Annotated in this window: 21 protein-coding genes; 19 read left to right on the plus strand and 2 right to left on the minus strand. The window is 42.2% G+C overall.

Annotation, left to right across the window (positions count from 1 at the left end; translation table 11 throughout):
- The 10 genes from CLOL250_RS12845 (at position 1) to thiI (ending at position 10,725) form a co-directional block, all read left to right on the plus strand.
- A complete protein-coding gene (locus CLOL250_RS12845; RefSeq protein ID WP_008403017.1) occupies positions 1–639 on the plus strand; it encodes an ATP-binding cassette domain-containing protein in 639 nt (212 codons plus the stop codon).
- 81 nt (positions 640–720) lie between these two features.
- The gene (locus tag CLOL250_RS12850) at positions 721–1,527 is read left to right on the plus strand and encodes an ABC transporter permease (RefSeq protein WP_008403018.1); all 807 of its coding nucleotides are present in this window, start codon (positions 721–723) and stop codon (positions 1,525–1,527) included.
- A gap of 117 nt (positions 1,528–1,644) precedes the next feature.
- Positions 1,645–2,676, plus strand: coding sequence for a heat-inducible transcriptional repressor HrcA (hrcA, locus tag CLOL250_RS12855; protein WP_044946238.1), 1,032 nt, complete (start codon positions 1,645–1,647; stop codon positions 2,674–2,676).
- A gap of 11 nt (positions 2,677–2,687) precedes the next feature.
- Positions 2,688–3,353: a nucleotide exchange factor GrpE gene (gene grpE, locus CLOL250_RS12860; RefSeq protein ID WP_008403020.1), complete on the plus strand. Its 666-nt coding sequence runs from the start codon at positions 2,688–2,690 to the stop codon at positions 3,351–3,353.
- A 72-nt stretch (positions 3,354–3,425) separates the two neighbouring features.
- The gene (gene dnaK, locus CLOL250_RS12865; RefSeq protein WP_008403021.1) at positions 3,426–5,273 is read left to right on the plus strand and encodes a molecular chaperone DnaK; all 1,848 of its coding nucleotides are present in this window, start codon (positions 3,426–3,428) and stop codon (positions 5,271–5,273) included.
- Between the two features lie 115 nt (positions 5,274–5,388).
- Positions 5,389–6,555 carry a molecular chaperone DnaJ gene (gene dnaJ, locus CLOL250_RS12870; protein ID WP_044946265.1) on the plus strand — a complete coding sequence of 389 codons (1,167 nt, stop codon included), beginning with the start codon at positions 5,389–5,391 and terminating at the stop codon, positions 6,553–6,555.
- An 11-nt stretch (positions 6,556–6,566) separates the two neighbouring features.
- A complete protein-coding gene (gene prmA, locus CLOL250_RS12875) occupies positions 6,567–7,529 on the plus strand; it encodes a 50S ribosomal protein L11 methyltransferase (RefSeq protein WP_008403023.1) in 963 nt (320 codons plus the stop codon).
- A gap of 24 nt (positions 7,530–7,553) precedes the next feature.
- The gene (locus CLOL250_RS12880) at positions 7,554–8,300 is read left to right on the plus strand and encodes a 16S rRNA (uracil(1498)-N(3))-methyltransferase (protein ID WP_008403024.1); all 747 of its coding nucleotides are present in this window, start codon (positions 7,554–7,556) and stop codon (positions 8,298–8,300) included.
- Positions 8,301–8,302: 2 nt separating this feature from the next.
- Entirely contained in the window at positions 8,303–9,448 is a 1,146-nt protein-coding gene (locus CLOL250_RS12885; protein WP_008403025.1) for a cysteine desulfurase family protein, read from the plus strand.
- 89 nt (positions 9,449–9,537) lie between these two features.
- Positions 9,538–10,725, plus strand: coding sequence for a tRNA uracil 4-sulfurtransferase ThiI (gene thiI, locus CLOL250_RS12890; RefSeq protein ID WP_008403026.1), 1,188 nt, complete (start codon positions 9,538–9,540; stop codon positions 10,723–10,725).
- Between the two features lie 195 nt (positions 10,726–10,920).
- On the opposite strand, the gene CLOL250_RS12895 is transcribed toward thiI, so the two are convergent.
- Entirely contained in the window at positions 10,921–11,157 is a 237-nt protein-coding gene (locus CLOL250_RS12895) for an HPr family phosphocarrier protein (protein WP_044946242.1), read from the minus strand.
- A gap of 113 nt (positions 11,158–11,270) precedes the next feature.
- Between CLOL250_RS12895 and mtaB the strand changes: the two genes are divergently transcribed.
- From mtaB to CLOL250_RS12940, 9 genes are all read left to right on the plus strand, one after another.
- Positions 11,271–12,590 (plus strand): tRNA (N(6)-L-threonylcarbamoyladenosine(37)-C(2))-methylthiotransferase MtaB, encoded by a 1,320-nt coding sequence (mtaB, locus tag CLOL250_RS12900; protein WP_008403028.1) that lies wholly within the window; start codon positions 11,271–11,273, stop codon positions 12,588–12,590.
- A gap of 153 nt (positions 12,591–12,743) precedes the next feature.
- Positions 12,744–13,007, plus strand: a complete 264-nt coding sequence (locus CLOL250_RS12905; RefSeq protein ID WP_008403029.1) for an IreB family regulatory phosphoprotein — start codon at positions 12,744–12,746, stop codon at positions 13,005–13,007.
- A 91-nt stretch (positions 13,008–13,098) separates the two neighbouring features.
- Positions 13,099–13,536 carry a Holliday junction resolvase RuvX gene (gene ruvX, locus CLOL250_RS12910; protein WP_021943459.1) on the plus strand — a complete coding sequence of 146 codons (438 nt, stop codon included), beginning with the start codon at positions 13,099–13,101 and terminating at the stop codon, positions 13,534–13,536.
- Between the two features lie 20 nt (positions 13,537–13,556).
- Positions 13,557–13,829 carry a DUF1292 domain-containing protein gene (locus CLOL250_RS12915; protein ID WP_008403031.1) on the plus strand — a complete coding sequence of 91 codons (273 nt, stop codon included), beginning with the start codon at positions 13,557–13,559 and terminating at the stop codon, positions 13,827–13,829.
- 4 nt (positions 13,830–13,833) lie between these two features.
- Positions 13,834–15,498, plus strand: a complete 1,665-nt coding sequence (locus tag CLOL250_RS12920; RefSeq protein WP_008403032.1) for a ribonuclease J — start codon at positions 13,834–13,836, stop codon at positions 15,496–15,498.
- A gap of 59 nt (positions 15,499–15,557) precedes the next feature.
- Positions 15,558–15,893 (plus strand): YlbF family regulator, encoded by a 336-nt coding sequence (locus CLOL250_RS12925; protein ID WP_008403034.1) that lies wholly within the window; start codon positions 15,558–15,560, stop codon positions 15,891–15,893.
- Between the two features lie 58 nt (positions 15,894–15,951).
- The gene (locus CLOL250_RS12930; protein WP_008403035.1) at positions 15,952–16,440 is read left to right on the plus strand and encodes an endolytic transglycosylase MltG; all 489 of its coding nucleotides are present in this window, start codon (positions 15,952–15,954) and stop codon (positions 16,438–16,440) included.
- On the plus strand, positions 16,437–17,093 hold the full coding sequence (locus CLOL250_RS12935) for an O-methyltransferase (protein WP_008403037.1): 657 nt from the start codon (positions 16,437–16,439) through the stop codon (positions 17,091–17,093). Before CLOL250_RS12930 ends, CLOL250_RS12935 begins: the two co-directional genes overlap by 4 nt.
- A gap of 82 nt (positions 17,094–17,175) precedes the next feature.
- Positions 17,176–18,405: a peptidase U32 family protein gene (locus tag CLOL250_RS12940; protein WP_008403038.1), complete on the plus strand. Its 1,230-nt coding sequence runs from the start codon at positions 17,176–17,178 to the stop codon at positions 18,403–18,405.
- 5 nt (positions 18,406–18,410) lie between these two features.
- Here CLOL250_RS12940 and sigK read toward each other — a convergent pair whose 3' ends face one another.
- Positions 18,411–19,091: an RNA polymerase sporulation sigma factor SigK gene (sigK, locus tag CLOL250_RS12945; protein WP_008403039.1), complete on the minus strand. Its 681-nt coding sequence runs from the start codon at positions 19,089–19,091 to the stop codon at positions 18,411–18,413.
- Between the last annotated feature and the right edge of the window lie 113 nt (positions 19,092–19,204).

Consider the following 19,204-nt stretch of genomic DNA (forward strand, 5'->3'; position numbering starts at 1 on the left):
ATGATAAAAGAGACGAATGAGCAGCAGACTGCTGTTATTATAGAAATAAATGAACTGAATTATACCTATCCTGGAACAGAACAGCCGTTGTGGGAGAAGAATCTGACATTTGTACTGCGAAAAGGCGAGATTGTCGGACTGGCGGGACAAAATGGAAGTGGAAAGAGCACGTTACTTCGTATGTTGGCGAGCTTTATTCCCCGGAAAAAGGGCAGCTGCTCAGGACAGATAAATGTAACAGATATATCCGGCAGAGATATGGCATGTGTGATCGACAGACCCTCTTTTTTTTCAGACCTTTCCGTGCGTGATAATATAAAAATGATGGAGCATATGAACGGAGATAAGCAGCTTACGGATGAAGCTTTGATCGATCTTTTGGGTATCCATGAATTTGACCGGATCAAAGCATCTAAGCTGTCACTTGGCAATAAACAGAAGCTTGCGCTTTGTCTTGCAATCCATAAAGAGACAAGACTGGCGTTGCTTGATGAACCGTTGAACGGGCTTGATCCGTTTACGAGAGCATCGTTTTTATCTTATCTGGAGAAACGAAGAAAACAAGGAATGGCGGTTATTCTTACCAGCCACATACCCGGAGATCTGGAACAGGTCTGTGACCGGATTATTTATCTGTAATATAAAAAACCACTCACGGGTATATTAAAAACAGGAGATAGATCCGGTTATTTCCTATTTAGAGGGAGCGTAGGCAACAGTATGAATGTTTACAGAGCAGAAGTATTTCGATATGGCAAAAGCTTTTATGGCAGAATGATCATGATTCTGGTGATTCCGTTTGCGATTCTTGTAGCAGCTTTTCTTCATTATGTAAGTGCAGGGGTAAGCAGCGACTTCCTGGCGGCAGCAGGCTTTTCAGAACAGACGATTACAGCGATCAAAGGTCAGATGGACGGAATCGCTTATATTGCATCGGCTTTTTCTGCTTCGGAGCTTCTGGTCCTTCTTATGATGTTTCCGGTTATCCTTCATATATCCGAAGACTACGAACAGAATACCATACGCTGCGAGCTGCAGAGAAGTAAAAGCAGAGCGGCCTGTTATATTGCCAGAGTGCTGGCGGCAGTTACTTATGCATGGGGGATCTTACTGGAATATATTCTGATTTCAGGGATTGCGGCTGCTTTGTTTTTTAGAAATGTCCCTGAAGCTTCAGAAGCTTCCCGGATTGGAAAAACAATGCTTGCGATAGTGCTGCAGTTTATAATGATCGGAGCCTGCACGATGTTTGCATTTATGTTGGTTTCGCTGATCAGACATTCGGTTTTGTCTATGACTGCCGCGGTCCTTTTGGTGCTGTTATTTACACCCGGAGTTCGTGTCCTTGTGGATCTGTTTAATCTGCCGGCGTGGTCGGATAACATCTGGATCGTGCAGCTTCTCGGTATGACAAGTGACCTTACATTTAACGGAACAGATGCGTTAGCTGCGATTATCATCAGTCTTTTATATGCCGTGATTTCTACAGGACTCGGTATTCATTTTTTCAAAGCTCAAAAATTATAAATTTTCTTGATTTTTTTCAAAATAAATGTTGACAAACAAGGTAGTGGGTGTTAGATTAATTTTAGTGGTTAGCACTCGGGGTATTTGAGTGCTAACAAAAATGAAAGGGATGAGCAGATGGAACTTGACGAAAGAAAAGTCAAAATTCTGAAAGCTATCGTTTCCAATTATTTAGAGACCGGAGAACCTGTAGGATCGCGGACAATTTCAAAGTATACAGATTTGAACTTAAGTTCGGCGACGATCAGGAATGAGATGTCTGATCTGGAGGACATGGGTTATATATGTCAGCCGCATACATCTGCAGGAAGAATTCCGACGGACAAAGGATATCGGTTCTATGTTGACAGCCTTATGAATGAGAAGATAGAGGCTGAGACAGAGAAGGGAAATCTTCTTGAACGAGTTGATAAAATGGAGAAGATGCTGAAGCAGGTTGCCCGGGTATTAGCGGCAAATACGAATTATGCCACACTGGTTACCACACCTCAGTATAATAATACCGTGAAGTTTATACAGCTTTCCAAGGTTGCTGAGTCAAAGCTTCTTGCGGTGATCATGGTGGATGGAAATATCGTAAAGAATAAGCTGATCGATACCACGTACGATCTGAAGAATGACGAGATTTTAAAATTCAATATTTTATTAAACACGTTCCTTCAGGGAGCTGCATTAGAAGATATTAATCTGGAACTGATACAGACGATGAAGATGCAGGCAGGTGAATATGCGGATATCTTAGAAAACATCTTTCAGGGGATCATGGAAGCTATTCATGAAGCGGATGACCTGAAGGTTTATACAAGCGGAGCGACCAACATGTTAAAGTATCCTGAATTGATGGATTCGGCAACAGCAGAAAAACTGCTTGGAACTTTTGAAGATATAGAAGACAAAGAGGAATTTGTAAAATATGTAGAAGAAGTTATCAATAAAGATAACTCTGATATAGAGATCCGAATCGGTGATGAGAATTCCAGTGAGGATCTGAAAGATTGCTCCCTTGTAACGGCAACTTATAAGATGCCGGAAGGCGCAAAAGGAACTATAGGTATCATCGGTCCGAAACGTATGGACTATAAGAAAGTCGTTACGATGTTAAAAAATCTGACCGATGAATTGGATGATATATTTAATAATAACGAATAGGGGGTCCGATAATGGCAGACACCAAGAAAGATACTAAGAAAGTAAAGACAGATGAAAAGGCAGCAGAAACAATTGTAGATGAAGTTACAGCAGAGTCAACAGATACTGCAGAAACAACAACTACAGATGTGAATGTTACAGAAACTGTGGATGTCCCTGAAGAGCAGGCGGAAGCAGCAAAACCGAAGCCGGTTGCAAAAGAGAACAGACGCGGCAGTAAGGCTTTAAGAGAAGAAAATGATAAATTGAAAGAGCGCTGTCAGGATGCAGAAGACAAATATAAACGTCTTCTTGCAGAGTGCGAGAATATCCGTCAGAGAAATGAAAAGGAGTCATCCAAAATGTATGATTTCGGAGCGAAGGATGTTCTTGGAAAATTACTTCCGGTAGTTGACAACTTTGAAAGAGCGATTGCAGCAATTCCGGAAGAGGATAAAGACAGACCGTTTGAAGCAGGAGTTGATAAAATCTACAAATCACTTATGACTTCACTGGAATCCATCGGCGTTACCCCGATGAACTGCGAGGGTGAACAGTTTGATCCGGCGTTCCACAATGCAGTAATGCATGTAGAGGATGAGAATTACGGAGAGAACGTGATCGTCGAAGAGATGCAGCGTGGTTACATGTATAAGGATCAGGTATTACGATTCAGCATGGTAAAGGTTGCAAACTAATAGTCAAATGACTATAGCATATAAATTTTATTAAATTAAGAAAACAGAATTTTATTTAGGAGGAATATAATCATGGGTAAGATAATTGGTATTGACTTAGGTACAACAAATTCATGTGTAGCAGTAATGGAAGGTGGTAAGCCTGTTGTTATTGCGAATACAGAAGGTATGAGAACTACACCATCTGTAGTAGGTTTCTTAAAGACAGGTGAGAGAGTAGTCGGTGAGCCTGCAAAACGTCAGGCAGTTACAAATGCAGATAAGACAATTTCATCCATCAAGCGTCATATGGGTACAGATTACAGAGTAGAGATCGATGGCAAGAAGTATTCACCGGAAGAGATTTCAGCTATGATTCTTCAGAAACTGAAATCCGATGCAGAAGGATATCTCGGTGAGAAGGTTACAGAGGCCGTTATCACAGTACCTGCTTACTTCTCAGATGCACAGAGACAGGCAACAAAGGATGCCGGTAAGATTGCAGGACTTGATGTAAAGCGTATCATCAACGAGCCTACAGCAGCAGCTCTTTCCTATGGCCTTGATAATGAACAGGAACAGAAGATCATGGTATACGATTTAGGTGGTGGTACATTCGATGTATCTATCATTGAGATCGGTGAAGGCGTTATTGAAGTATTGGCAACAGCCGGTGATAATAAGCTTGGTGGTGATGACTTTGATAATGCTGTTACACAGTATATGTTAGATGAATTCAAGAAGGCAGAGGGTATCGACCTTTCAGGCGATAAGATGGCTATGCAGAGATTGAAGGAAGCAGCAGAGAAGGCAAAGAAAGAGCTTTCATCTGCTATGACAACAAACATCAACCTTCCTTTCATTACAGCAAATCAGGATGGACCAAAGCATTTTGATATGAACCTGACAAGAGCAAAATTTGATGAGTTAACAGCAGATCTGGTTGACAGAACAAAGGTACCTGTTCAGACAGCACTTGAAGATGCAGGACTTACTGCAGCAGATCTTGATAAGGTATTATTAGTCGGTGGTTCTACACGTATCATCGCTGTACAGGAAGAAGTTAAGAGATTAACAGGTAAAGAGCCGTTCAAGGGTATCAACCCTGATGAGTGTGTTGCAATCGGTGCATCTATCCAGGGCGGTAAGCTTGCAGGTGATGCCGGTGCCGGTGAGATCCTTCTTCTTGATGTTACACCACTTACACTTTCTATCGAAACAATGGGTGGTATCGCAACACATCTGATCGAGAGAAACACTACAATTCCTACAAAGAAGAGCCAGATTTTCTCAACAGCACAGGATAATCAGGATGCCGTAGATATCAACGTAGTACAGGGTGAAAGACAGTTTGCAAAAGATAATAAGAGTCTTGGACGTTTCAGACTGGATGGTATCGCTCCTGCAAGAAGAGGCGTTCCTCAGATCGAAGTATCATTCGATATCGATGCGAATGGTATCGTAAATGTATCTGCTAAGGATCTCGGAACAGGAAGAGAACAGCACATTACAATTACTTCCGGTACATCACTTTCAGATGATGATATCGAGAGAGCAGTAAAAGAAGCTGCAGAATACGAAGCACAGGATAAGAAACGTAAGGAAGGCATTGAAGCAAGAAATGAAGCAGATGCACTTGCATTCCAGACAGAAAAAGCACTGAATGAAGTCGGAGATAAGCTCTCAGATGCAGATAAGTCTGCCGTACAGGCTGACTTAGACTCATTAAAGTCAACAATTGAAAGCACAGATGCAGAGAATATGACAGATCTTGATGTGGATAAGATCAAGGCTGCTAAGGATAAGCTTATGGAAAGTGCTCAGAATCTGTTTGCTAAGCTTTATGAGCAGAATGGTCCTGGAGCAAATGCAGGAACAGGTACAGGTACACCGGACTTTTCAGAGGGTGATGTAGTAGATGGAGATTTCACAGAGGTTTAAGCCTTGAAATAATATGAAATGTAGTCTATAGTAAATATCTGGCAGTAAAACGGGAAAAAGGTTTCCTGTTTTACTGTGGATATGAATGTATATCGCAGATGAAAGGTTAAAAGTTATGGCAGAAACAAAAACTGATTACTATGAGGTCCTTGGTGTAACCAAGAATGCCTCAGAGGCAGAGATAAAAAAAGCATATCGTGTCGTAGCCAAGAAATATCATCCTGATATGAACCCGGGCGATGCGGAGGCTGAAAGAAAATTTAAAGAAGCAGCGGAAGCTTATGCAGTACTTAGTGACCCGGAGAAGCGAGCAAAATATGATCAGTATGGTCATGCGGCATTTGATCCAAATGCCGGCGGCAGTGGCTTTGGTGGCTTCGGCGGCTTTGATTTTGCTGATATGGGAGATATTTTCGGAGATATTTTCGGAGATATGTTCGGTGGTGGAAGCAGACAGAGAAATTCAAACGGACCTGTAAAGGGTGCTAACATCAAGACAACGATCAGAGTTGCTTTTGAGGAAGCAATATTTGGTACACAGAAAGAACTGGATCTTCCGTTAAAGGATGAATGTGAAGTATGTAAGGGAACCGGTTCACAGCCGGGACATCAGCCGGAGGTTTGTGGCAAATGCGGCGGAAAAGGTCAGATCGTTACAACACAGCAGTCCTTGTTTGGCGTAGTAAGAAATGTATCGACTTGTCCGGACTGTGGCGGATCCGGTAAGATCATTAGATATAAATGTAGCAACTGTGCGGGAACCGGTTATGTAAAGAGCAGAAAGAAGATTCAGATCGCTGTTCCGCCTGGAGTAGATAACGGAACCAATATCCGTATCAAAGGAAAAGGTGAACCTGGATTTAATGGTGGTGAAAGAGGAGATCTTCATGTTACGATCCTTGTTGATCGTCATCCGAAGTTCCAGAGACAGGAATACAATCTTTACTCCTCCGAACCGATCTCATTCACACAGGCAGCACTGGGTGGAAATATTAAGATCCATACGATCGAGGGAGAAATTGATTACACGATTCCACCAGGAACACAGACCGATACCAAGGTTAAGCTGAAGGGAAAAGGTGTGCCAAACCTGAAGAATCCTACTCAGCGTGGTGATCATTATGTAACACTGGTTGTACAGGTTCCTGAGAAGCTGACTGCAGAACAGAAGCGTATCTTGAATGAATACGAGCAGGCAACATTGGTTGAGACCAGACCTGCAACAGATTCGGTAGGAACATCATTTTCGTTTGGAGATCACAAAAAAAGAAAGAAGAAATAGGTAAATAGATTATGAAATGGACACAAATCACGATTGAAACAACGTGTGAGGCTGTCGATTTACTCAGCGCCTTCCTCGATGAGGAAGGCGTTTTGGGTATAGAAGTCGATGACAATGTGCCTCTGACAGATGAAGAAATGGCAGCTATGTTTGTAGATCTTCTGCCGGATGAGATGCCGACGGATGACGGAACAGCAAAGGTTTCCTGCTATCTGGATGATTCCTTTGACAAGGAAGAGATAAAGACCAAGATAAAAAATGAACTGGAACGGTTATCGGAATTTATTCCGGTTGGAGCCTGCAATATCATAGAATCCGAGACGGAAGATGTGGATTGGATGAACAACTGGAAGGCATATTTTAAGCCGTTTCGTCTGTATGACAATATCGTTATCAAACCGACATGGGAGGATGCACCTTCTGATGTGACAGATGATGATATTGTGATTGATATTGATCCGGGTGCGGCGTTCGGAACCGGCTCCCATGAGACGACCAGATTATGTATCGGACAGCTGAAGAAATATATGAAAGAAGGAGATCTGGTTCTTGACTGTGGAAGCGGAAGCGGGATCCTTTCCTTTGTATGCAGTAATCTTGGCGCAAAAGAGGTTCTCGGAATCGATATTGATGAGACAGCGGTTCATGTCAGCATCGAGAACAGGGATATCAATCATATTACAGAAGATCAGGTTCGGTTTCTCTGTGGTAATGTACTCGCGGATAAAGAGCTTGTTCAGTCGATCGAACCGAAGTATGATATCGTAGTTGCAAATATTCTGGCGGATGTAATCATCCCGCTTTCCGGTGTTGTGCAGCAGTTTATGAAGGATGATGCGAAGTTTATCTGTTCCGGAATTATCAATACAAAAGAAGACGAGGTCAGACAGGCACTTCTTGACAATCACTTCAGAATAGTGGATACTGTCTCTATGAAAGACTGGATCAGTTTTGTAGCTGAGAAGGATAATTAGTCATAAAGAGACAGGATTGGGAAGATGAATCGTTTTTTTGTAGATTTTGATGGAAGGGTATTTGATAAGAGCATTGATATTACCGGTGAGGATGTCAATCATATTAAGAATGTTCTTCGTTTAAAAGTAAATGATGAGATCATAATAAGTGATGGCAGGGGTAGAGATTACCGCTGCCAGATTTCAGTTATGGATCATGAAAAAGTAGTTGCAGATATTCTGGATGTATGTGATAATTTTGCAGAACTTGAAACAGAGATTACGTTGTTTCAGGGATTTCCGAAAGCGGATAAGATGGAGTGGATCATCCAGAAAACGGTAGAGCTTGGCGTTACAAGGATCGTACCGGTCATGACGAAACGGACGGTTGTCAAGCTGGATGCAAAGAAAGCAGGAAAGAAGACGGAACGTTATCAGGCGATCGCACTTGCGGCAGCGAAGCAGTCGGGCAGAGGTGTGATCCCGGAGGTAACTGCTCCTGTAACATGGAAAGAGGCTCTTGCTATGGCAAAGGAGCTTGATATGAATATGATCCCGTATGAAGAAGCAGAAGGAGTTGCATATTCGAAAGAGGTCTTTGCATCGATCAAGGGAAAGAAAAGTCTTGGTATATTTATAGGCCCGGAAGGTGGATTTGCCGGAGAAGAAGTCGTGGCAGCGACAGACATGGGTGCGAAGATGGTTACGCTTGGACACAGGATTCTGCGTACCGAGACAGCGGGAATGGCGGTTATGTCGATCATAATGTTTGAACTGGAAGAGGATAGATAGAGATGGAAGCATATTTTGATAATGCAGCAACAACAAAAGTATTTCCGGAAGTAAAAGATCTGGTGGTAAAATTAATGGAAGAAGATTATGGTAATCCTTCCTCCCTGCATCAGAAAGGTCTGGATGCAGGACACTATATCAAGGAGACGAAAGAGATCCTTGCAAAAGAATGGAAGGTAGACAGCAAAGAGATTGTACTGACTTCCGGCGGAACGGAATCCAATAATCTTGCATTGATCGGGGCTGCGCTTGCAAATAAAAGAAGCGGAAACCGGATCATAACAACAAAGGTGGAACATGCATCGGTATCAAGTACGATGGCATTTTTGGAGAGTCTTGGATTTGAAATCATATATCTGAATGTAGATCAGCACGGAATTGTGGATTTGGAACAGCTGGAACAGGAAGTGAATGAGGATACGATTCTTGTGTCTGTTATGTATGTAAATAACGAGATCGGGACAGTAGAACCGATTCAGGAGATTGCAGAGATTATCAAAGAGAAGAATCCAAAGACGCTCTTTCATGTGGATGCGATTCAGGCATTTGGCAAATATCACATTTACCCGAAACGGATGGGGATCGATTTGATGTCCGTAAGCGGGCATAAGATACATGGACCAAAGGGAACCGGAGCGTTGTTTATCAAGAACCGTACGAAGGTGAAGCCGATCATATACGGCGGCGGACAGCAGGGCGGAATGCGATCCGGCACAGAGAATGTTCCGGGATTTGCAGGATTTGGACTGGCAACAAAGATGGTTTATGAAGATCTGGAAGCCAGAACTGTTCGTATGCGGGCGGTGAAAGACCGTCTGACCGAACGTCTAAAGACACTTCCGGATGTATATATCAATGAAGGGGAAGCACCACATATCCTAAGTGTATCATTTGTTGGTGTTCGAAGTGAAGTGATGCTGCATGCATTAGAAGAACGGGAAATCTATGTTTCTTCCGGATCGGCATGTTCGTCGAATAAACCGGCAGTCAGCCATGTATTAGCTTCGATCGGGTTACCGAAGGATCGGTTGGAATCCACGATCCGTTTCAGTTTTTCAGCAGAGAACACAGTGGAACAGGCAGACTATGCGGCGGATGTGATAGAAGAGATCCTGCCGATATATAGAAAATATGTCAGAAAAAAGTAGCGTCAAACGAATGGAAGGTTTGATTATAATAGTATAAAACAGGCGAAGAACAAATAAATAGAATGAAAATCGGAGGTTGAGAGAAGCATATGCAGTATAAGGCATTTATGATCAAATATGCCGAGATCGGTACAAAAGGTAAAAACCGGTATATATTTGAAGATATCCTTGTAAAAAACATTAATCGTAAGATCAAAAATTACGGTGATTTTTATATCCGTAAGGAACAGGGAAGAATCTTTATCGAAGCAAAATCAGACTATGATTATGAAGATGTAGTGGGTGCATTGACCAAGGTATTCGGTATCGTGGGAATCTGTCCGATCGTGGTAGAGGAAGATACATCATTTGAAGCCATCAAAGAAAAGGTGATCGAATATGTGGATAAGGCATATCGTAAGAAGAACTTTACCTTTAAAGTAAATACAAGAAGAAATGATAAGAGCTTTCCTATGACTTCGATGGAGGTCAATGCAGAGCTCGGACATTATCTGTTAGAGGCATTCCCGGATACTTCCGTTGATGTTCATGAACCGGATGAGATCATTAATGTAGAGATCCGGAAGACGGTATATATTTATTCGATCACGATTCCGGGTCCGGGAGGACTTCCTGTCGGCACAAACGGAAAGGGAATGGCATTATTATCCGGTGGAATTGACAGCCCGGTTGCAACCTATATGATCGCAAAACGCGGTGTCCAGATGGAGGCTGTATATTTCCATGCACCGCCATTTACCAGTGAGCGTGCCAAAGAAAAAGTAATTGATCTGGCATGTCTGGTTGCGGATTATGCAGGTGCGATCAAGTTGCATGTTGTAAATTTCGCAGATGTTCAGATGGCGATCTATGATAATTGCCCGCACGAGGAGCTTACGATCATTATGAAACGCTATATGATCAAGATTGCAGAAGAACTGGCAAAGAGAAATGACTGTCAGTGTACGGTGACAGGTGAGAGTATCGGGCAGGTGTCCAGCCAGACAGTATTCAGTCTTGCTGTTATCAATGATGTCAGTACATTGCCGGTGTTCCGTCCGTGTATCGGACTGGACAAGCAGGAGATTGTTGATATATCGGAAAAAATCGGAACATATGAGGCATCGATCCTTCCTTATGAGGACTGCTGTACAACATTTGTAGCAAAGCACCCGGTAACAAAACCGATATTATCTGCGATCGAGAAATCAGAAGCAAAGCTTGCCGGCATTATCGAGCCGTTATATGAAAAAGCGTTAGAGTCTGTTGAGACTGTAATGTGCAGAGCACAGAGATAAGGTGAAGCAGAGACATTATGCAACACATGCAAAATTATTTGCTTGCCAGGATGTTGATTTTGCGGAATGCAAGGAGTGAACTGTACTCATGACAGAATAACATGAAAAAAGCTTGCCACTATAAGGCGCAAGCTTTTTTATGCAGAATGACTGTTAAAACAGGCATTCTGTATGTATGCAAATAGTCGATTGTGATTATTCAACAACGTAAGGTTTGATTGCTGCAAGAATATCAGCAAGATCCTTTTCATCAGCGTGAATGTTCAATTCAATTGGTTTTGAAATATCAAGACTGAATATACCCATAATTGATTTTGCATCAATAACATAACGTCCTGAGATGAGATCGAATTCTGCGTCAAATTTTGCAATTTCGTTACAGAATGCTTTTACCTTATCGATTGAATTTAAAGAAACCATTAATGCTTTCATGATTACCCTCCTAAAAGTTAGATTATCCGGAGCCATAACGACCGCGGATGTTTATATATTTATAATATCTTTTGGAGAGGGAAAAGTCAATAATAAGAAAGGAAAAATAAGGAATGCTGAAGGGAAAAACAGTAGCCCCTCTGACACTGGGCTGCAAGGTAAATCAATACGAGACAGATGGCATGATCGAACTCTTAAAAGAGGCCGGAATGACGGCTGTTTCCTTCGAAGAAAAAGCAGATGTATATCTGATAAATACATGCTCTGTTACAAATATGGCAGATAAAAAATCCAGACAGATGATACACAGAGCGAAGAAACTGAATCCGGATGCAGTCGTAATAGCGGCGGGCTGTTATGTTCAGGCTGCAAAGGATAAGCTGATGGAAGATGATCGTATATCTATTATTATAGGAAACAATAAAAAGAAAGATATTGTTCGGATTCTGGAGGATTATCTGCAGGCAGGCGTGACAGATGAAGGTATGCTCGATATATCAGCGGAAAAAGAATATGAGCCTTTGACCATTAACAGTACTTTAGAGCATACACGGGCATATGTGAAGATTCAGGACGGTTGTAACCAGTTCTGCTCTTATTGCATTATTCCTTACGTCAGAGGAAGGATTCGGAGCCGGGACATCGCATCCATTATAGAAGAAGTTGAACGACTGGCGTTGACCGGAGTAAAAGAAATTGTTCTGACAGGTATCCATATCTCCTCTTATGGTAAGGATAAGGAAAATGAGGTAGGACTCGCAGATGTAATTGATGCAATCTCAAAAATCGAATCAATTAAAAGAATCCGTCTTGGTTCGCTGGAACCTAGTATTATTACAGATGAATTTATAGACCGCATTGTGGATAATGAAAAGGTGTGTCCGCATTTCCATTTAAGTCTGCAAAGTGGCTGTAATACAGTATTAAAAAGGATGAACAGGAAGTATACCTGCGAAGAATACTTTGAAAAATGTGAGATGCTTCGTAAGGCATTTGACCGCCCGGCACTGACTACGGATGTAATCGTAGGATTCCCGGGGGAGACGGAAGAAGAGTTTCGGGAGACGGTGGATTATCTGACGAAGCTTAATTTGTACGAGATGCACATATTTAAGTTCTCGCCAAGACAGGGAACGGTTGCTGCCGGAATGAAGGATCAGGTTGCGCCTGAGATTAAAAATCAAAGAAGCGATGTTCTATTGGCTTTATCCGAAAGGAACAAACAGGCATATGAAGCGTCCTTCCGGGGAGAAAATCTCGATGTTCTTGTTGAAGAAAAAGTCCGGAGAGAGGGAAAAGACGGATATCGTGGACATACGGAACGATATATGGATATTTTTGTGGAGGAAGAATGCATGCACAGGATCTGTGACCGGCAGACAGATATCATTAATCATGTGGTGAAGATTCCATACGGTGTGGGCGTGGAATGAGCAGATTGCACAGCCGGATTATGCGCAAAATGCGTTACAACATATACAAATATGCGGCTTTAGGTTGAATTTTGCATGGGTTTATATTATTATAGGGTAAGGTTTTTATGCAAAGATGCTGATGGCACTTGATAAAAGTAAGGATGTGAGTATATGAATAACAAAGAGAATACACAACATATTGCACAGCTGAAGGATAACACGATAGATGTAACACAGATCATAGGACAGGTATATGAAGCACTGACAGAAAAAGGCTATAATCCGGTCAGTCAGCTTGTCGGTTATATTATGAGCGGTGATCCTACATATATCACCAGCTATAAGAATGCAAGAAGTCTGATCATGAAAGCAGAGCGGGATGAGATCATAGAAGTTCTGTTTGAAGATTACATTAAGAATAATCTGATCAAGTAGATCGGGATCGTGTCGAAAATGATGGGGTCGGATGAAAAAAATCCCATCGAAAAAAGCTCGGATTACATGGAGAGAAGAACAGGATAAGAATATGCGGATAATTGGATTGGACTACGGAACAAAGACAGTAGGAGTTGCGGTCAGTGATGCGCTGATGATCACGGCACAGCCACTTGAAACAATAGAAAGAAAATCAGCAAACAAACTTCGACAGACACTTGCGAGAATAGAGAGTATTATTGAGGAATATCAGGCAGAACGGATCGTTCTCGGATATCCGAAGAATATGAATAATACGATTGGAGAACGTGCAGAAGCGACCGAACAGTTTAAGGAAGATCTGGAACGTAGAACAGGCCTTGAGGTTATCCTGTGGGATGAAAGACTTTCTACGGTAGAAGCAGAACGGATTTTGATGGATACCGGAGTCAGAAGAGAAAATCGGAAACAGTATGTAGACAAGATGGCCGCTGCGGTTATTTTGCAGAATTATCTTGACAGTCAGGCTCATGAAGGGCAGACCGAATAGTCGAAAGGATTAGAACAGAAATGGAAAACGACAGCATAGTATTTACAGATGAAGATGGCAATGAAGTTGCTTTTTCTGTTATGGAGCAGACGACTCTTGGCGGAGTGAATTATCTGCTTGTTACGGAAGACGGAGACGATGAAGATGATGGTTCTTTCCTGATACTGAAGGAGAATGCTTCAGACAGTGAAGGTGAGATGGCAGCATTTGACATCGTTGAAGATGACAAAGAATTAGAAGCAGTTATGAAGATATTTGAAGAGCTGCTAGAGGACGTAGATTTGGAGGTATAGAACATTGAAAAAATTGAATAGCGATGCGGTAAAGATTATTCCATTGGGCGGATTGGAACAGATTGGAATGAACATTACCGCAATAGAGTATGAGGACTCTATTATAGTCATTGACTGCGGTCTGGCATTCCCTGAGGACGATATGTTAGGAATCGATCTTGTAATACCGGATGTCACTTACCTTAAGGAAAACGCGGACAAAGTCAAAGGGCTTGTGGTTACCCATGGTCATGAAGATCATATCGGAGCCATTCCTTACATTGAGAAAGAACTCAATATGCCGATTTATGCAACAAAGCTTACGATGGGACTGATCGAGAATAAACTGAAAGAACATAATCTGATGAACAACACCAGACGTAAGGTTGTAAAATATGGACAGAATATCATTCTTGGAAAATTTCGCATAGAATTTATTAAGACAAACCATTCGATTGCTGATTCCGCAGCACTGGCGATCTATACGCCGGCAGGACTGCTTGTCCACACCGGAGATTTCAAGATTGATTATACACCGGTATTTGGAGATATGATCGATCTTCAGCGGTTTGCAGAGCTTGGCAAAAAAGGTGTTCTGGCATTGATGGCAGATTCCACAAATGCAGAACGTGAGGGCTTTACAAAGTCAGAAAAGACAGTAGGAAGAACGTTTGATAATCTGTTCAATGATAATCAGAATCATCGAATCATCATAGCTACATTTGCATCGAATGTAGACCGTGTGCAGCAGATCATCAATTCAGCATATAAGTATGGAAGAAAAGTAATCATCGAAGGAAGAAGTATGGTGAATATCATCAGTACGGCTTCCGAGCTCGGTTATATCGATATACCGGATAACACATTGATAGATATCAGTCAGATCAAGAATTATCCGGATGAGAAGCTTGTTCTGATCACGACAGGAAGTCAGGGTGAGAACATGGCGGCTCTGTCAAGAATCGCAGCGTCAATCCATAACAAGATCTCGATCATGCCGGGAGATGTGGTCATATTCAGTTCACACCCGATCCCGGGTAATGAAAAAGCAGTATTCAAGGTGATCAATGAGCTGGAAATGAAGGGCGCCCATGTAATCTTTGAAGACACACATGTATCGGGACATGCCTGCAGAGAGGAATTGAAGCTGATCTATGCGCTCACAAAACCGAAATATGCGATACCGGTACATGGTGAGTACAGGCATCTGAAACGCCACGCAGAGCTGGCACAGGAGATGGGTATTCCGAAAGAGAATATCAAGATTCTGACAACAGGAGATGTTCTGGAAGTAAGCGAAGATAAGCTTGAGGTGACCGGAAAAGTTCCGGCACAGGGAGTCTTTGTCGACGGACTTGGAGTCGGAGATGTCGGTAACATTGTTTTAAGAGACAGACAGCTTCTGTCACAGAACGGTCTGCTGATCATTGTGGTGACACTTGATAAATACAGCAATAACCTGATAGCGGGTCCGGATATTGTTTCCAGAGGATTTGTATATGTAAGAGAATCGGAGACGTTGATGGAGGACTGTCGTGCAGTAGTGGAGGAAGCATTGGAGAAATGCTTGCGTAAGAATGTTACAGACTGGGGCAAGATCAAGACGACGATCAAGGATTCCTTGAGTGAATTCCTGTGGAAACGGACGAAGAGAAGCCCGATGATCCTTCCGATCATTACAGAAGTATAAGACGCTTTGATAATTACCTCATGCATGGGTATAGGCTAAGAAGAAAAGAGGAATGAACAATGAGCGATGTTGTTGAACTCAGTAAAAAACTGAATGAAACGATAAAGGAATCGGAATTCTACAGGCACTATCTGGTGTGCCGCGAAAGATTATACGAACATCCGGATCTGCTTCGGGGGCTGAATGAGTTCAAAAAGAAGAACTCGGATATTCAGAACAATGCTTCGAATGATAATCCTTATGATGAGGTAGTTGCATTATTCGAGGAATATGATCCGATCGTTCATGACACTATTGTAAATGATTTCCTTCGGGCAGAACGAAAGCTTTGCAGGATGCTGAAAACAATGTATGATGAGATAGCTGATGGGCTGGATGTTGACATAAAGCAGTAGGATATGTTACAACAGTTACGTAGTGTCTGAAGGCACGAATGGATAAGGAGATTAAGATATGGCTATAGATGGAGCACTGACAATGAAACGAGTACTGCGATTCTCGGTCGGTTTACTTGTGAATGTATTTATCCTGTTTATATTGGTTAAGGTGTTTGCGTTCGGATTCGGCTTTGCTTATGATGTGTTTGCAAGTAACAGCTGCAAAGATAAGGCGGATACAAAGGTAGTAGCAGTTACGATACTTCCGGATTCATCGATCAAAGATGTCTGTGAGACATTAGATGATGCCGGAGTTGTAAAGAATGCATATGCACTGATGATTCGTATCAGAATCGGTTCTTATGCAGCAAAGATCCAGCCGGGAACGTATGAGATTGCTCCGAACTATACAAATGACGAGATCATAACCGTGATAACGGGTGGCAAGCTGGACGAGAAGGAGAAAAAAGCCGAAAGCAAAAAGGAAGAAAAGGCAAAAGATAAGACGTCGGACAGCACGACTGATGCCAAGTCGGAAAATGATACAACGGAGAAAAGTGAATGATAACAGATGAAAGAATTGCGTCCTTCATTAATTCATTTAACAGTGATTATGACGATGTGATAACTGCTATCAGAAAAGAAGCAGAAGAGCAGGAGGTTCCTATCATCCGTAGAGAAGCAGGCGAGTTCATCAAGCTTCTGATGATGATAAAGAAACCGGTAAATATACTGGAGATAGGAACGGCGGTCGGCTTTTCTGCTATTTTTATGAGCAGGTTTTTGCGAGAAGAAGGACATATTACAACGATAGAGAACTATCGACCGAGAATAGAAAAGGCAAAGGCCAATATAAGACTTGCACAGGCTGAAGATCGGATTACCTTATTGGAGGGGGATGCAAACGAGATCCTTCCGACATTACAGGGATCATTTGATCTGGTGTTTATGGATGCGGCAAAAGGACAGTATGGAAGCTTTTTTCAAAAAACGATCCCATTACTTGCTCCGGAAGGAATCCTGCTGTGTGATAATGTATTACAGGATGGAGACGTGCTTGAATCCAGGTTCGCGGTAACGAGAAGAAATCGGACGATTCATGCAAGAATGCGAGAATATCTGTATGAATTAAAACATGATGAACGGCTTGAAACAGCTATTTTAAATATTGGGGACGGAATGAGCCTGTCTGTACGAAAAGACGAATGCTGTAAATAATCGACATATGAATATGCGCGGTTGGTGTATGATATTACAGAATGAAAGAAGATAAATAAGAATTGAAAAGAGGATTGGATAAATGACAGATCGTAAAGTGGAACTGCTTGTTCCGGCAGGCAGTCTTGAAGTTTTAAAGGTTGCGGTAGATTATGGTGCCGATGCGGTTTATATCGGCGGACAGGCATATGGGCTTCGTGCGAAAGCAGATAATTTCTCGATTGATGAGATGAAAGAAGCAGCAGCATATGCACATGCAAAAAACGCAAAAGTGTATGTGACAGCGAATATATTTGCACATAATTATGATATCGATGGAATGAAAACATATTTTGAACAGTTAAAGGATACCGGCGTGGATGCTGTTCTGGTGTCTGATCCCGGTATCTTTACACTCGCAAAGGAAACTATGCCGGATATGGAGCTTCATATCAGTACGCAGGCAAATAACACCAATTATCTGACATATAACTTCTGGTATAAGCTTGGGGCAAAACGCGTGGTTACAGCCAGAGAACTGTCGCTTGCTGAGATCAGACAGATCAGGGATCATATTCCGGATGATATGGAGATTGAATCGTTCATGCATGGAGCTATGTGCATTTCTTATTCGGGAAGATGCCTGCTCAGTAGTTACTTTACAGGCAGAGATGCGAATCGTGGTGCGTGCACACATCCTTGCAGATGGAAGTACCACATCGTAGAAGAGACAAGACCGGGTGAGTATATGCCGGTTAATGAGGATGACAGGGGAACCTACATCTTTAACTCAAAGGATCTCTGCATGGTAGAACACATTCCCGAGATGATCGATGCGGGTATCGATAGCTTTAAGATAGAGGGCAGAATGAAGACTGCGCTATATGTTGCAACGGTTGCCAGAACATATAGAAAGGCAATCGATGATTATATGGAGTCGCCGGAGCTTTACAGGTCGAATATGGAATATTATAAATCAGAGATAGCAAAATGCACATACAGACAGTTCACAACTGGATTTTATTTCGGAAAGACAGATAGTGACTCTCAGATCTATGATAACAATACTTATATCAAGAATTATACTTATATCGGAAATGTGCAGCTGGTGACAGAAGACGGACTTGCGGTATTTGAACAGAAGAATAAGTTTTCTGTTGGAGAGATGATAGAGGCGATGGACTTTGACGGCACAAATATCTCGTGCCGGGTAGAAGAAATCTACAATGACAAGATGGAGAAAATGGAGTCTGCACCGCATCCGAAGATGCAGCTCTATGTAAGACTTGACCGCCCGGTATCAGCGGGGATGATACTCAGACGGCAGGAATAGGGAGGTCAGGTTTCGAGAGCTTTGCGAAGCTTGAGCAATGCACGTTTCTCGATCCTGGAAACATATGATCTGGAAATGCCCATTGCGGAGGCAATTTCTTTTTGAGTACATGGTGCTTCACCGGACAGACCGTAACGTCTGGACAGGAGCACCATTTCCTGTTTTGTAAGGTGGTGCAGCATACAATCCGGAAGCTGTTTCAGATTATAATCATGTACCATGGAATCAAGAATGGATGGAGTATCGGGACTGATGATATCCATCAGACTGATCTCGTTTCCTTCCTTGTCTGTGCCGATGGGTTCAAACAAGGATACTTCACGGGCGTGCTTTCGGTTCTGACGGAGAAGCATCAGAAGTTCGTTTTCAATACATCGGGATGCATAGGTGACCAGTCGTTTTCCTTTTTTTGAGTCGTAGGTGTCGATGGCTTTGATCAGTCCGATCGTGCCTGCGGATATCAGATCATCATTTTCGTGGCTCCCATTGTATTTTTTTGCAATATGGGCAACCAGCCGCATATTATATTCAATCAGAGTTTTTCTGGCCCGGGGATCGCCTTCTTTGCATAATTTCAGAAAATATGCTTCCTCTTTTGGTGAGAGAGGCTTTTTAAATGTCTGCACATCAATTTCTGCTCCAGCGATTTGTATATATTTTATGATGAAACTGTAAAGAACGTGCATATCCCAAAAAGAAAACTTGTTAAAATGTGAAAAAAATCAAAAAAAATTGACCAAAATCTGTTCAAAATGTTTAATTTTTTACCAGGGTGTGCTATAATCTCTAAATGAGTGTT

Source organism: Clostridium sp. L2-50, assembly GCF_000154245.1.
Lineage (GTDB): Bacteria > Bacillota > Clostridia > Lachnospirales > Lachnospiraceae > Coprococcus.

Excerpts from the sequence above, each read along its gene's own strand:
- CLOL250_RS12845 (WP_008403017.1), top strand. The coding sequence starts at position 1 with ATGATAAAAGAGACGAATGAGCAGCAGACTGCTGTTATTATAGAAATA.
- CLOL250_RS12850 (WP_008403018.1), top strand. The coding sequence starts at position 721 with ATGAATGTTTACAGAGCAGAAGTATTTCGATATGGCAAAAGCTTTTAT.
- hrcA (WP_044946238.1), top strand. The coding sequence starts at position 1,645 with ATGGAACTTGACGAAAGAAAAGTCAAAATTCTGAAAGCTATCGTTTCC.
- grpE (WP_008403020.1), top strand. The coding sequence starts at position 2,688 with ATGGCAGACACCAAGAAAGATACTAAGAAAGTAAAGACAGATGAAAAG.
- dnaK (WP_008403021.1), top strand. The coding sequence starts at position 3,426 with ATGGGTAAGATAATTGGTATTGACTTAGGTACAACAAATTCATGTGTA.
- dnaJ (WP_044946265.1), top strand. The coding sequence starts at position 5,389 with ATGGCAGAAACAAAAACTGATTACTATGAGGTCCTTGGTGTAACCAAG.
- prmA (WP_008403023.1), top strand. The coding sequence starts at position 6,567 with ATGAAATGGACACAAATCACGATTGAAACAACGTGTGAGGCTGTCGAT.
- CLOL250_RS12880 (WP_008403024.1), top strand. The coding sequence starts at position 7,554 with ATGAATCGTTTTTTTGTAGATTTTGATGGAAGGGTATTTGATAAGAGC.
- CLOL250_RS12885 (WP_008403025.1), top strand. The coding sequence starts at position 8,303 with ATGGAAGCATATTTTGATAATGCAGCAACAACAAAAGTATTTCCGGAA.
- thiI (WP_008403026.1), top strand. The coding sequence starts at position 9,538 with ATGCAGTATAAGGCATTTATGATCAAATATGCCGAGATCGGTACAAAA.
- CLOL250_RS12895 (WP_044946242.1), bottom strand. The coding sequence starts at position 11,157 with ATGAAAGCATTAATGGTTTCTTTAAATTCAATCGATAAGGTAAAAGCA.
- mtaB (WP_008403028.1), top strand. The coding sequence starts at position 11,271 with ATGCTGAAGGGAAAAACAGTAGCCCCTCTGACACTGGGCTGCAAGGTA.
- CLOL250_RS12905 (WP_008403029.1), top strand. The coding sequence starts at position 12,744 with ATGAATAACAAAGAGAATACACAACATATTGCACAGCTGAAGGATAAC.
- ruvX (WP_021943459.1), top strand. The coding sequence starts at position 13,099 with ATGCGGATAATTGGATTGGACTACGGAACAAAGACAGTAGGAGTTGCG.
- CLOL250_RS12915 (WP_008403031.1), top strand. The coding sequence starts at position 13,557 with ATGGAAAACGACAGCATAGTATTTACAGATGAAGATGGCAATGAAGTT.
- CLOL250_RS12925 (WP_008403034.1), top strand. The coding sequence starts at position 15,558 with ATGAGCGATGTTGTTGAACTCAGTAAAAAACTGAATGAAACGATAAAG.
- CLOL250_RS12930 (WP_008403035.1), top strand. The coding sequence starts at position 15,952 with ATGGCTATAGATGGAGCACTGACAATGAAACGAGTACTGCGATTCTCG.
- CLOL250_RS12935 (WP_008403037.1), top strand. The coding sequence starts at position 16,437 with ATGATAACAGATGAAAGAATTGCGTCCTTCATTAATTCATTTAACAGT.
- CLOL250_RS12940 (WP_008403038.1), top strand. The coding sequence starts at position 17,176 with ATGACAGATCGTAAAGTGGAACTGCTTGTTCCGGCAGGCAGTCTTGAA.
- sigK (WP_008403039.1), bottom strand. The coding sequence starts at position 19,091 with ATGCACGTTCTTTACAGTTTCATCATAAAATATATACAAATCGCTGGA.